Raw genomic sequence first — 11,464 nt, 5'->3', positions numbered from 1 at the left:
TGGCCTGCAGGAGGTCACCCTCGTCAAAACAGGACTGCTCACAACGGGCCGCACCTACGCAGGATACAGATGTACGTACTGCGGGGCCTGCGCCACCCATATCAAAACAGAACCCATCAACACTCAGATCCTTGAAGGTCTCTGTGTCGTTTAGTTTGTTGAATGCGGACTGAACACCATCTGTGTCGGTACCCTGAAACATAATGTCTCCTGATTGACCGTGTAGAGCTATCAGGCCAGTTCCAGTCTCCTCCCAAACATCACACATTTTGCGTAGAAGGTTGGCGCTGTAGTGGTTGCCCCATGGGGGCTGAATTCGTACAGTATGGAACTCCAGTGCATCCGGGAACATGGTGTTGCCACTATCATCTTTTAATTCAGAGAAGCGGGGGATGACACCGCCACCATAACCAATTACGCCAACCGTTCCACCTTTCCAGTAGCCACGACGGTTGACAAAGGAGTGTTCCAGAGTGCCAAGTACGCCACGCATCATCTTGGCTTGTTCAGCCCCGCTGGCTGCAAGACGTTTGAGACCTGATACATAACTGGGCCATGGCCCTTTTTCCAGCTCATCCAGGTTGGGAGTGGGAATATCCAGCTCAGGACTGTTTTTATTAAGTTTAGTCATCTCTTCTGACATCTGTCCGCTCTCCTTTGGTGGTTAACTTTTTTAATTGAATCTTGGATTACCGACAGCGACCTGGTCTGTATAGACAAATTCTTCTGAATTGTCGGCAAATACCATTTTGTAGCCCTCCCCATCTTTGCCTCCAAGGTTGTACACAGAGACGATATGTCTACCATCAGAAAGCTCATCACCTGCATTAACCTTGGTTCCGTCATATAACTCAACCCCCCAAACCTGGATGGTTCTACGTGGGCCACTCTTCTTTTTTTCACTTCTTCTCATCGCTATACTCCATGTAACACTTTGATAACTATATGGTTAGCGTTAATAACCAACTAAACTAGTCAAGAATATACCGTAGTGACAAAAAAATGTCAAATATCAATTTATAAAAAAGAGGAGTTTCTCCCTCACAAGTTATCCTATATAGCACTTCCCCCCCAAATCCCCGTCCCATTAAGCTTTCTCAGAGGTTCCTTAGGGAAGCTCTGATTAAGTCACTTCGTGACCCAATCAGATCTCCCTTACAAGTTATTCTATGGGGGAAGGGGTTATGGTTCAGCATGTTACAACAACACCTGTAGAGCCCTTCCCCCAAACCCCCATCCCGTTAAGCTTTTTCAGAGGTTCCTTAGTTGATCTGTTAATCTTTCTGTCATGCAGAAAGTTATTCAGATTGCGCTTGTTGCAGGATTGATTGTATTGGTGATCCTGATTAAGCCAAAATTTAGTGAGGACGATCCTGCTGGAGAGTACAGGATTCTGTTTGGCTCATATTCAAGTCACACAGATGCACTTGCAATGCAAACTCTGCTTCAACAAAAGTGGAAAGAGGTTGAGGTTGAGGTTGAGATTGTGGAACAGAGGTATCGTGATAATGGCAAGAGACGAGTCGGGTATCGTCTGCTGTCGCTTCCAATTACAGGAAAGTTGAATAGTGAAAAGGCGAGTGAACCATTCAGGGATGGCGGGTTGCGGGTACGAGTTGTTCACTCAGAGCCAGCGAATTAGATAAAAAAGCCTGAACCCTCCTGCTGAGCCCCCAGCCCCAAGATTAAGAGCCCCATTTGTTGTTATCTGAAGTCAATCGTATGGCTCCGTTCTTGAGTAAATAAGTCAGATTTATCGCTCCCCTTATTTAATTTGATAGCAATAGGGATTGTAAGGTTATCTCTTTTCCCTCATACTCGCTCTCGACTAAAAATTGACATAGATCACTTTAGTATAAGAAAAGACTGATATAGCGCATTTTTGTTGCGGATTACAGAGTTGTCTAACAAAGGAAAAGAGATGAACAAAATAGGGAAGAGGAGCGGCTTTATTGCATCAGTTGCTGGTCTGTGGGTTAGTTCAATGAGTGCAATGGCGGAGTATGGCTTGAATTTTCCTGACCCGGTTACAAGGGTAGGTCGGGATATCTACGGTGTGCACATGCTTACCATGGAGATTGCCACCTGGTTGTTGGCTATCGTTATAGTTGTCATGGTTTATGTTCTCTTCAAGTTTAGAAAAAGCAAGGGGTACGAGGCTGATCAGAACTTTCACAAGAGCTGGTTTGGGCAGTGGTCCTGGGTTCTGGTTCCTGCCATGGTGTTGATGGTGGATCTGACGATTGCCGGTGCAGCACAATCTACCCTGGAACGCTTCTGGAATGCTCCCAAGCAATTCTGTAGTGATGAGGGAGCTGACCCTGAGCGCTGTTTTGATATGAATGTAAAGGTAATTGGTCATCAGTGGTGGTGGGAGTATGAGTTCCCAGAGCACGGTGTGGAGTATAACGGTGAGTTCTACCCAATTACTGTAGAGAGTCGTCCTACTGATGAGGAGACAGCTGGAGAACACTATCTGCGTGATGTAGATAATCCTATAGTGCTGCCTGTTGGACGCACTATCCGTTATCTCAACACTTCGGCTGATGTTCTGCACGCCTGGTGGGTTCCAGAGCTTGGTTTCAAGCGCGACTCTATTCCAGGTTACATCATGGAGACTTGGGCCAAGATTGACGCAGACAAGACTGGCACCTACCGTGGTCAGTGTGCAGAGCTTTGTGGAACCTGGCACTCCAAGATGCCTATTGTAATAAATGCAGTTACCCCAGAAGAGTTTGATGCCTGGGTTGAGAAGGAGAAGAGATCTCTGCTCAAATCCCTGATCGAGGCCAACTCTGCAAAAGAGTGGACTATGGAAGAGCTCTACAGCAAGGGTGAGGCAGCTTACAACACCAAATGTTCAGCTTGTCACCGTCCTGATGGTTCTGGTCTGCCACCTGCGTTTCCACCACTGCGTGGCAGCAAGATTGCTATCGGGCCAGTCAATGATCATCTGAAGATGGTTCTGAATGGTAAGGACACCATGCCTCCGTGGAAGATGTTGTCTGATTTGGAAATTGCAGCAATTGTGACCTATGAGCGTAACGCCTGGGGCAATGCGACTGGTGATGTAGTTCAACCTTCTGCTGTAAGTGCAGCACGCTGATTGGAGATATAAGAAAATGAGTTCTATAGATATGACACACGATGCTATTGCTAATGACGGGCATCATGATGACCATGATCATGGTCCAATCAAGGGTTGGAGACGTTGGCTTTACAGCACCAACCACAAGGATATCGGTACGATGTACCTGATCTTTGCTCTGGTGATGCTCTTTCTGGGCGGAATCAGTGCAATGGCAATCCGTGCTGAGTTGATGTTCCCGGGGATTCAGCTGTTGGAGCCTGATCTTTATAATAATATTGTAACCAACCATGCACTGGTGATGGTTTTTGGTGCAGTAATGCCGGCAGCCGCAGGGCTTGCAAACTGGATGATCCCAATGATGATCGGGGCTCCAGATATGGCGTTGCCACGAATGAATAATCTCAGTTTCTGGATCCTTCCAGCAGCTGCGATCATGTTGATTCTCTCGTTTGTGGTCCCATTCTTTCCGGGTGGTGGCTCACAGATCAATACAGGGTGGACGCTCTATCCTCCACTGTCGATCAAGGTTGGCATGTCCATGGACTTCCTGATCTTTACGGTACATCTGCTGGGTATCTCATCCATTTTGGCATCGATCAATATTATCGTTACCATTCTGAATATGCGTGCACCTGGCATGAAGTTGAGTCAGATGCCTATGTTTGTATGGACCTGGTTGGTAACAGCATTCCTGCTGATTCTGATTCTTCCAGTACTGGCTGGTGGCGTAACCATGCTACTGTTTGACCGTCACTTTGGAACCAGCTTCTTTGATGCGGCCGGTGGTGGTGATCCGGTACTGTTCCAGCACCTGTTCTGGTTCTTTGGACACCCCGAGGTCTACGTACTGCTGTTGCCATCCATCGGTGTTCTCTCCATGGTGATCCCAACCTTCTCACGTAAACCACTATTTGGTTACATGTCACTGGTTGGGGCGATGATCTTTCTTGGTACTCTGGGAATGGTAGTCTGGGCTCACCATCAGTATACGGTTGGAATGTCTTACGCTGCGGTGAACTACTTTATGATTGGAACCATTCTGATCTCGATTCCAGTGGGGTTGATGAAATTCAACTTTATTGCAACCATGTGGAGAGGTTCCCTAACTTTTGAGACCCCAATGCTGTTTGCGATTGCAATCGTAATCATGTTTGTCTTTGGCGGTCTTACCGGGGTAATGCTGGCCGTTATTCCAGCTGATATGCAGTACCATGACTCGATGTTTGTGGTGGCGCATTTTCACTATGTGTTGTTGCCGGGAGCGGTCTTGGCGCTGTTTGCCGGAGTCTTCTACTGGTTACCAAAGTGGACCGGAAATATGTATAACGAGAGACTGGGCAAGCTCTTCTTCTGGACCAATATTATTGGCTTCAATATGACATTCTTTGTTCAGCACTTCCTGGGGTTGGCAGGAATGCCGCGTCGCATTGTTGACTATAGTGTTCAGTTTACCGAGTTTAATGTGATCTCCAGTGTTGGTGCCTTTATCTTTGGATTGAGTCACCTGATCCTGCTCTACATCATCATTGATACTGTTCGTGGCAAGAACAAGGAGAAGGCAACTGCGCAGGTTTGGGAAGGTGCCAAGAATAATGGTCTGGAGTGGGATCTCCCTTCTCCACCACCTTACCACTCATGGAGTGAGGCACCAAAGCTGGATGAAAATGCCAAGTATGCTGGAGCCTGATATGGAGAGTATGGAAATGGTTGATGAAAACAGAAAAGGGAATGGACGTCTGGCGGCGATACTGATTGGGCTGGCACTACTGGTGGCGCTCTCTTCAGTTCGCTTCTGGGAGCAGTTGGCTGCCACAGCACTACCATAGATCCATTGAAGCAATGAGTGCAGTGAGCGAAAAAAGTCAGCAGAGACAGAAACACCGCAAGACCAGCTTTTTACTGGTCGGTCTGGTGGTAGGGATGTTTGGTTTCGGTTTTGCGCTGATACCGTTGTACAACCTCTACTGCCAGGTTACCGGACTGAAGAATAGTGGTGAGATCTTCTCGGAGAGTAGTGCCATTGTGGATCAGAGTCGTCAGGTAACAGTTCAGTTTGATACCACAGTGAATGATGGTCTGCCGTGGAAATTCAAGCCCATGATCAGAGAGATCAAGGTGAACCCCGGGGAGATTTCTGAGGTCAGTTTTTTGGTAAAGAATCTCTCTGACGAGAAGCTTGTTGGCCAGGCCATTCCGAGTGTGACTCCATGGTTTGCCAATGGCTATTTTCACAAGATAGAGTGCTTCTGTTTTGATAATCAGCCGCTTATGGGTGGCGAGAGCAAAGAGATGCCGTTACGGTTCTATGTCTCCAATGACCTCCCCGGTGATATCTCTGTACTTAATCTCTCTTATACGTTCCTGAACACAAACAAGGAGTCTGCAGCTAAATACGATAGTGCAGGTGCCTGAAGATTAACTAATAACTTATAACAGCAAAATTTTAATTGAGGAAAAAATGATGTCTGCTTCAAAAGATCAATATTTTATACCAGAGCCTAGTCATTGGCCGATTGTGGCAATGCTCTCTATTCTAACCATCCTTATGGGGTTTGCCCTGGCTGTGAACGGAGTGGGTGCTGGAACCTTGCTGATTATTGTCGGTTTCGCTCTGCTTGCCTATATGTTTTTTGGCTGGTTTGGTGATGTGGTAGGGGAGAACCTTACTGGTAAATACAATAATCAGGTTGATAACTCATTCCGTCAGGGGATGTTCTGGTTTATTGCATCAGAGGTATTCTTCTTTGGTTCATTCTTTGGGTCCTTGTACTACATTAGAAATATCGCAGTAGAGTGGTTGGGTGGTACAGGATATCTTGCACCTACTCACGAGTTCATCACCAGTCAGTTTGTTTCACAATGGCCAACTGCCGGACCGGGCAATCTGGGTGGCAATTTCGCACTGGTGGATACCTGGGGCGTGCCTGCAATCAATACTGCAATCCTGCTCACCTCTGGGTTAACGCTGACCTGGGCACACTGGGGGCTGAAGAATAACAATAACAGACAGCTTGTTCGTGGTCTGATTCTGACTGTTGCCCTGGGTGTCATCTTTGTTGCCATGCAGGCACAGGAGTATGGCCATGCCTATGGTCAGCTCAATCTGACTCTTGAGTCTGGTGTTTATGGTTCAACCTTCTATATTCTGACAGGATTTCATGGTTTCCATGTGATTGTTGGGGCTCTGATGCTGGCGGCTGTTCTGGGTCGAAGCATGAAGGGGCACTTTACTGAAGAGAACCACTTCGCTTTTGAGGCTGCTGCCTGGTATTGGCATTTTGTAGATGTGGTCTGGTTGGGGTTGTTTGTTTTGGTCTACTGGATGTAAAGGAGAGTAATAATGGGTTTTATGAAATTTCCTGTGTTGTTGATGTTGGGGTTGATTGTCCTCTCCCTGGCGAGTGGCATGTTTTTCCTGGCAAAGGATGATGGCAAAGGTAATCGTGTAGTCAAAAGTCTTACATTCCGCATTATCCTTTCACTTATTCTCTTCGCAATGTTGATTATTGGTGCAGTATTTAATGTGATTGATCCAAACACATTGACTCCATCTATTGTGGCTCCAGCTAAATAGAAGTAGATTGAACCAGTTGTGAGTCGATCATCCTGGTTCGCATCAGGGCTACTGTTTTCAATGGTGGCCCTGTTTCTTTGGTTGGGATTCTGGCAACTGGAGCGAGCTGGGCAGAAGGAGCAGGCTGTAATTGAGAGAGAGGATCGTGGCGATGATGCTCTTTTTAAGCTGACCGGTAGTGAGGTTGATGCTGAGCAGGTGCGTTATCGACAGGTAGGGCTACAGGGGGAGTTTTTGGAAGATTCTCAATTTTTACTGGATAACCGAAAACATAAACGGGTTGCCGGTTATTACGTAATGGTGCCAATGAGAATTGAGGGAAGCAGTAGAGCGGTACTGGTTAACAGGGGGTGGATAGCTCAGGGTAATAACAGAAAGATATTGCCACATATTGAGGTTCCATCTGGCCTGCAACACCTGAATGGAGTGGTTAGAGTTCCCAAATCCCATGGATTCAGATTGGGTGAGGATGCGGATGCTGAGTTACGTCTCTATATAGACCTGGAGAAGATTGGTGAGTCTGTTGGAGTAGAGATGCTGCCATTTGTGGTCAGACAGCAGAGCGGCCTGGATAGTGAAGATGGGCTAATCAGGGAGTGGGGGCAGCTGGAACAGAAGGATAGTGACCCTGTAATGCATTATGGATACGCCCTGCAGTGGTTTGCTTTTGCGCTGTTATTGGTTGGAGGATGGGTGGCTGTTGTAGTCAAACAGAGAAAGGAAGATTCTGTGGAAAACTGATAGATATGAGTAAAGATAATAGTCAGAACAAGAATAAAAGGAGTGGTGCAAGCCAGCTGTTGCTGTTGATGGCTGTGTTTGGGTTGCCGGTGATTGGGGCTTGGTTCCTCTACTTTAATCCGGGTTTTCTGCCTGGAGAGCGCTCAAACTTTGGTGAGCTTGTGCAGCCAGTTCATCCAATACCAGACCAGCTATTCTCTACTCTGGATGGAGCAACTTTCTCCAGGGAGAATCTTGATGGCTACTGGACTCTTGTCTATTCAGCAGGTGAATTCTGCGAAGATTCATGTCGCAAGCGTATCTATGATATGCGTCAAATTCGCAAGGCGATGGCTGAACACCATGGTGATGTGAGGCGCGCAGTTGTCTTTTCGACACTCTCTCCAGCCATGGAGAGCTCTGCGGATATTACCTTCGCTGAGTTTATGAGCGAGTTTGATGGTACCTCGGTAGTTGTTGGAGATGCATCAGCCGTGGCTCCGTTGAGGGATCAGTTTGTCCCTGCTGGCGAGGCATCAGTAGGTCATCTCTATCTGGTAGATCCAATGGGAAATTTGATGATGCACTATCTGCCTGAGCAGCCTGCATCAGAGGTATTAAGTGATATGGAACTTCTATTAAAGGTCAACAAGTGGGGTGGCGGACATTGAGTACTCTGGCAATTGAACCTGGTGAGATTAAGGCTCCACGGTGGCGGCAGTATTATGCGCTGACCAAACCAAAGGTAGTCTATCTGATCCTCTTTACTGCGGTTGTGGGGATGTTGTTGGCAACCTCAACAGGGATGCCGCCATGGAATGCACTTATTTTCGGGACATTGGGAATTGGTCTTGCATCGGCGTCCGGTGCAGCCATTAATCAGATCATAGACGAGCATATTGATGGAGTTATGGCACGTACCGAGAATCGTCCACTGCCCCAAGGGGAGGTGGACCGCAGATCTGCACTAATATTTGCTCTGAGTCTGGCAGCTGTATCAATGGGTATGTTGCTGATCTTTGTGAATATGCTGACTGCTGTTTTGACCCTGATTTCATTGATTGGTTACGCAGTGATATACACCATGTACCTGAAGCGTATGGGGCCGCAGAATATTGTCTGGGGAGGAGCAGCTGGGGCAACACCTCCTGTGTTGGGGTGGACTGCAGTAACTGGTGAGATCCATACCGAGGCGCTACTGCTGTTCCTGGTAATCTTTGTCTGGACACCGCCGCATTTCTGGGCGCTTGCGATAAAGCGTCGGGCAGAATATGCAGAGGCAAATATTCCAATGTTGCCGGTTACCCATGGAGTGACCTTTACCAAGCAACAGATACTTATGTATACCGTTATGTTGATTTCGGTAACTCTGCTTCCTTTCGTTATTAAAATGAGTGGGTTGATTTATTTGTCAGGTGCAGTGGCACTCGGTGTCGGTTTTTTATGGTTTTCATTGCGTCTCTATCGTGCCGATGAGCCTGATCAGGCTGCAATTAGAACCTTTGCCTACTCGATTATATATCTGAGTCTGCTGTTTGGGTTTTTGTTACTGGACCACTATTTGCGCGTGGTCTTTCATCTTGTTGCTGGATAGTTTCAAATAATTAGGAGATATGTGATGGCATTAAAAAAATGTGCACTTGGGGTAGCCTGGACCAGTGGCCTTGTGTCGATAGCAATTACTTTTCTACTGTTTACCTTCTTTGACCCGGCAGAGATGGTAGAGATGTTGCAGCTTAATGTAGACCCTGGAATATTTAGAATGAAGGCATACGCCTTTATGATTGCCCTGGTATGGCTGGTGTTGGCTGCGTCAGTTGCAATGAACTGCTTCTACCGTTCATTGCGAAATAGCACTTGTGGTTGTGGACCAGATGAGGGCAATAAGTAGGCGAATAACAAGCGTTAGTGGTTAGTTGCCCTGAGCCTCTATCAGAGGGGTAGTGAGTCGATCAATATCCTTGGGGGATACGTATTGCAGGACCTCTCTTCCTTCTGTGGAGAGGATGATATCAAGTCCATATTGTGGGTATATCCAGTGCTCCAACCCATCCTCAATTGAAAACTTCATGCCGGCCTCTCCAAAGCGTTGTTGAATTATTTGTGGTGTCAGATCTGTTTTTGGCATATAGGTAATGCTGGAAACTATACTATTCTCCACCAGGCTTATGCCGTCACCATCCAGGGTTATCTTGTGACTTCCATCTCCCTGGGTTGAAATTCTGGCCCCCTGGTTTATGAGATAGTCTAGATCTGGTTTATCTACCTTGATTTCAGTAACTATACTGGCACGTACCCCGCCGCTTGCGATACGTTGAAAGTATGCCTCAACCTTGGGTTCTCCATTTTCAGGAAGAAACAGGGTTATCTCAGGCTCCTCTTGCCATACTGTTTGCGCCTCCTTGAGCAAGCTTTCGCCAATAGTTATGCCAAGCAGACGACTATTTCCCGATGGGGTAATGATGATCTCCCATGGAGCTGTTCCGCTTGTGCTGTTATCTTCATCGGGTAGCAGAAGAATGGCAACGGCCGCAATGGCTATGAGCGATAGTGTGGTAAACCGGGCAAAATATCTCATATTAATCCTCAATCTCTATAATTGAATCTGGTGGAGGAAATTTATTAACCATCCCTTTTGAGAGCTGACCCGAGTTTGCAAAGTGGAGAGCCTCTGATTCCATTAGAATAAGTGCCAAAATAGTAATCATCACAGGCAGTGTCACAATTGCGGCAAATGGAAAGACCTGTGCAAAAGGTACATCACCATAGAGATGGATTGCATAGATGACACTCAACAGTGCAGTTAGTGCGCTGAGCATGAACAATATAATTCTGCTTCGGTTTATTGCAATCTGCCAGTGACAGCGAACAAACCATGCAGCATGTTTCTGTATCCGTTTGCCGTGAAGCAGAATATAGCTCAGTGTGGCAATGGAGATGATTGGGGTTAACGCAACAAGTTGAGGTATCGACTTGGCCACCCCCAGGGCGGCTATAAAAAAGAGGATATGGTTTACAATCAGGTTGGTTAGGAAGATCTCGTGCGGGATCTTGCTGGCCTTTAGTTCAGCCTGGTCAATTTTGAATTTCATGAAAAATAGAGTGTTTGCAGTTGTGCAAGACCGAGTGAGGCCACCATTATACCTGCTAAGGTGCGTACCCACTGTTTTTGCAGGTGAATAATTACCCTGTTTGAGAAATATCCAATACCAAACAGGGTTGGTAGAGTGCCAATACCAAAACTTGCCATGATCATGCCCCCCTGGATCGCGGTCTCTGCCGATATAGCCCACAAAAGTGCAGTGTAGACCAGGCCGCATGGCAGCCATCCCCAGAGCATCCCGGCAACCAGGGCATGTGTTGTTGAGCGTATCGGGATAAATTTTTTAGCGAATGGCTCTATGGCCCGCCACAGAAGTGATCCTGCCTTCTCAATTTTGATGATGGCTGCAGTCCACCATCCAGTCAGGTAGAGTCCTAGCAGCACCATGACTGATGCTGCAATCAGGGTGAGGATCCTGCGCACCTCCATTCCGCTGCCAATGCTGTCTGCAATATTTCCAATTGACGAGATTAATATTCCGGCAACTACGTAACTCAGGATGCGTCCACTATTGTAGGCGAGCAAGTATAGAGAGAGTGAGGAGTCGCTATTACGGCTATTTTTTGAGATCCCAACTGTTAGTCCCGAGACGATGCCGCCACACATACCTGCACAGTGGGTTCCACCCAGCAACCCCATTACAAAGGCTGAGATATATAGTGATTCCATTAACATCATATAGATGTGGAGTTTAGCATCTGCATATAAAAAGGGCTGATCCACTTGTATGGATCAGCCCCGAAAATATTGAAGTTTTTGAATTAAACGTTACAGGCCTTCTCTTCCTCGATAATACCCTGCTCAACAGCATCAATTGCCTTCTGGTCGTGGTCATTGGCTGGGCATCCACATTTGTGATCCCCATTGGCCGAGTGTAGTCTTGCCTGCTCTAGATGCCACTGTGCAACTTTAAGGTGTTGGTCTACGTTCATTTATATGCTCCTTGCAATATTAGTAGTTGATGATTAGGCAATGA

At 46.9% G+C, this 11,464-nt stretch carries 16 protein-coding genes and 1 pseudogene; 11 read left to right on the top strand and 6 right to left on the bottom strand.

Features of this window, described 5'->3' with window-relative positions:
- Together AC3ZFK_RS06605 and AC3ZFK_RS06600 are read right to left on the bottom strand one after the other, a co-directional pair.
- Positions 1 to 643 (bottom strand): annotated as a pseudogene (locus AC3ZFK_RS06605) (hypothetical protein); the annotation flags it as partial.
- Between the two features lie 30 nt (positions 644 to 673).
- Positions 674 to 913 (bottom strand): hypothetical protein, encoded by a 240-nt coding sequence (locus AC3ZFK_RS06600; protein ID WP_487506470.1) that lies wholly within the window; start codon positions 911 to 913, stop codon positions 674 to 676.
- 375 nt (positions 914 to 1,288) lie between these two features.
- On the opposite strand from AC3ZFK_RS06600, the gene AC3ZFK_RS06595 reads away from it, so the two are divergent.
- From AC3ZFK_RS06595 to AC3ZFK_RS06545, 11 genes are all read left to right on the top strand, one after another.
- Positions 1,289 to 1,642, top strand: a complete 354-nt coding sequence (locus tag AC3ZFK_RS06595; protein WP_487506469.1) for a hypothetical protein — start codon at positions 1,289 to 1,291, stop codon at positions 1,640 to 1,642.
- A 279-nt stretch (positions 1,643 to 1,921) separates the two neighbouring features.
- Positions 1,922 to 3,106 carry a cytochrome c oxidase subunit II gene (gene coxB, locus AC3ZFK_RS06590; protein WP_487506468.1) on the top strand — a complete coding sequence of 395 codons (1,185 nt, stop codon included), beginning with the start codon at positions 1,922 to 1,924 and terminating at the stop codon, positions 3,104 to 3,106.
- Positions 3,107 to 3,122: 16 nt separating this feature from the next.
- On the top strand, positions 3,123 to 4,778 hold the full coding sequence (locus tag AC3ZFK_RS06585) for a cytochrome c oxidase subunit I (protein WP_487506467.1): 1,656 nt from the start codon (positions 3,123 to 3,125) through the stop codon (positions 4,776 to 4,778).
- A complete protein-coding gene (locus tag AC3ZFK_RS06580; RefSeq protein ID WP_487506466.1) occupies positions 4,750 to 4,917 on the top strand; it encodes a hypothetical protein in 168 nt (55 codons plus the stop codon). Before AC3ZFK_RS06585 ends, AC3ZFK_RS06580 begins: the two co-directional genes overlap by 29 nt.
- Positions 4,918 to 4,930: 13 nt before the next feature.
- Positions 4,931 to 5,503 carry a cytochrome c oxidase assembly protein gene (locus AC3ZFK_RS06575; protein WP_487541498.1) on the top strand — a complete coding sequence of 191 codons (573 nt, stop codon included), beginning with the start codon at positions 4,931 to 4,933 and terminating at the stop codon, positions 5,501 to 5,503.
- Between the two features lie 49 nt (positions 5,504 to 5,552).
- Complete coding sequence (locus AC3ZFK_RS06570; RefSeq protein WP_487506464.1) at positions 5,553 to 6,419, top strand: cytochrome c oxidase subunit 3; 867 nt, start codon at positions 5,553 to 5,555, stop codon at positions 6,417 to 6,419.
- Between the two features lie 12 nt (positions 6,420 to 6,431).
- Positions 6,432 to 6,665, top strand: coding sequence for a twin transmembrane helix small protein (locus AC3ZFK_RS06565; RefSeq protein ID WP_487506463.1), 234 nt, complete (start codon positions 6,432 to 6,434; stop codon positions 6,663 to 6,665).
- 18 nt (positions 6,666 to 6,683) lie between these two features.
- A complete protein-coding gene (locus AC3ZFK_RS06560) occupies positions 6,684 to 7,406 on the top strand; it encodes an SURF1 family protein (RefSeq protein ID WP_487506462.1) in 723 nt (240 codons plus the stop codon).
- A gap of 5 nt (positions 7,407 to 7,411) precedes the next feature.
- Positions 7,412 to 8,056 carry an SCO family protein gene (locus AC3ZFK_RS06555; protein ID WP_487506461.1) on the top strand — a complete coding sequence of 215 codons (645 nt, stop codon included), beginning with the start codon at positions 7,412 to 7,414 and terminating at the stop codon, positions 8,054 to 8,056.
- Entirely contained in the window at positions 8,053 to 8,979 is a 927-nt protein-coding gene (locus AC3ZFK_RS06550; protein ID WP_487506460.1) for a heme o synthase, read from the top strand. Before AC3ZFK_RS06555 ends, AC3ZFK_RS06550 begins: the two co-directional genes overlap by 4 nt.
- Before the next feature lie 24 nt (positions 8,980 to 9,003).
- Positions 9,004 to 9,276, top strand: a complete 273-nt coding sequence (locus tag AC3ZFK_RS06545) for a hypothetical protein (protein ID WP_487506459.1) — start codon at positions 9,004 to 9,006, stop codon at positions 9,274 to 9,276.
- A gap of 21 nt (positions 9,277 to 9,297) precedes the next feature.
- Here AC3ZFK_RS06545 and AC3ZFK_RS06540 read toward each other — a convergent pair whose 3' ends face one another.
- From AC3ZFK_RS06540 to AC3ZFK_RS06525, 4 genes are all read right to left on the bottom strand, one after another.
- Positions 9,298 to 9,963 (bottom strand): hypothetical protein, encoded by a 666-nt coding sequence (locus AC3ZFK_RS06540; protein WP_487506458.1) that lies wholly within the window; start codon positions 9,961 to 9,963, stop codon positions 9,298 to 9,300.
- A 1-nt stretch (position 9,964) separates the two neighbouring features.
- Complete coding sequence (locus AC3ZFK_RS06535) at positions 9,965 to 10,477, bottom strand: hypothetical protein (protein WP_487506457.1); 513 nt, start codon at positions 10,475 to 10,477, stop codon at positions 9,965 to 9,967.
- Positions 10,474 to 11,157, bottom strand: coding sequence for a sulfite exporter TauE/SafE family protein (locus tag AC3ZFK_RS06530; RefSeq protein ID WP_487506456.1), 684 nt, complete (start codon positions 11,155 to 11,157; stop codon positions 10,474 to 10,476). Before AC3ZFK_RS06530 ends, AC3ZFK_RS06535 begins: the two co-directional genes overlap by 4 nt.
- 92 nt (positions 11,158 to 11,249) lie before the next feature.
- Positions 11,250 to 11,420 carry a hypothetical protein gene (locus AC3ZFK_RS06525; RefSeq protein WP_487506455.1) on the bottom strand — a complete coding sequence of 57 codons (171 nt, stop codon included), beginning with the start codon at positions 11,418 to 11,420 and terminating at the stop codon, positions 11,250 to 11,252.
- Between the last annotated feature and the right edge of the window lie 44 nt (positions 11,421 to 11,464).

The organism is Candidatus Thiopontia autotrophica, from assembly GCF_982804495.1.
The sequence above is the reverse complement of the archived record's forward strand: the minus strand, read 5'-3'. Positions and strand labels throughout refer to the sequence as shown.

Excerpts from the sequence above, each read along its gene's own strand:
- AC3ZFK_RS06545 (WP_487506459.1), top strand. The coding sequence starts at position 9,004 with ATGGCATTAAAAAAATGTGCACTTGGGGTAGCCTGGACCAGTGGCCTT.
- AC3ZFK_RS06530 (WP_487506456.1), bottom strand. The coding sequence starts at position 11,157 with ATGGAATCACTATATATCTCAGCCTTTGTAATGGGGTTGCTGGGTGGA.
- AC3ZFK_RS06595 (WP_487506469.1), top strand. The coding sequence starts at position 1,289 with ATGCAGAAAGTTATTCAGATTGCGCTTGTTGCAGGATTGATTGTATTG.
- AC3ZFK_RS06525 (WP_487506455.1), bottom strand. The coding sequence starts at position 11,420 with ATGAACGTAGACCAACACCTTAAAGTTGCACAGTGGCATCTAGAGCAG.
- AC3ZFK_RS06580 (WP_487506466.1), top strand. The coding sequence starts at position 4,750 with ATGAAAATGCCAAGTATGCTGGAGCCTGATATGGAGAGTATGGAAATG.
- coxB (WP_487506468.1), top strand. The coding sequence starts at position 1,922 with ATGAACAAAATAGGGAAGAGGAGCGGCTTTATTGCATCAGTTGCTGGT.
- AC3ZFK_RS06600 (WP_487506470.1), bottom strand. The coding sequence starts at position 913 with ATGAGAAGAAGTGAAAAAAAGAAGAGTGGCCCACGTAGAACCATCCAG.
- AC3ZFK_RS06565 (WP_487506463.1), top strand. The coding sequence starts at position 6,432 with ATGGGTTTTATGAAATTTCCTGTGTTGTTGATGTTGGGGTTGATTGTC.
- AC3ZFK_RS06575 (WP_487541498.1), top strand. The coding sequence starts at position 4,931 with ATGAGTGCAGTGAGCGAAAAAAGTCAGCAGAGACAGAAACACCGCAAG.
- AC3ZFK_RS06535 (WP_487506457.1), bottom strand. The coding sequence starts at position 10,477 with ATGAAATTCAAAATTGACCAGGCTGAACTAAAGGCCAGCAAGATCCCG.
- AC3ZFK_RS06585 (WP_487506467.1), top strand. The coding sequence starts at position 3,123 with ATGAGTTCTATAGATATGACACACGATGCTATTGCTAATGACGGGCAT.
- AC3ZFK_RS06570 (WP_487506464.1), top strand. The coding sequence starts at position 5,553 with ATGTCTGCTTCAAAAGATCAATATTTTATACCAGAGCCTAGTCATTGG.
- AC3ZFK_RS06540 (WP_487506458.1), bottom strand. The coding sequence starts at position 9,963 with ATGAGATATTTTGCCCGGTTTACCACACTATCGCTCATAGCCATTGCG.
- AC3ZFK_RS06555 (WP_487506461.1), top strand. The coding sequence starts at position 7,412 with ATGAGTAAAGATAATAGTCAGAACAAGAATAAAAGGAGTGGTGCAAGC.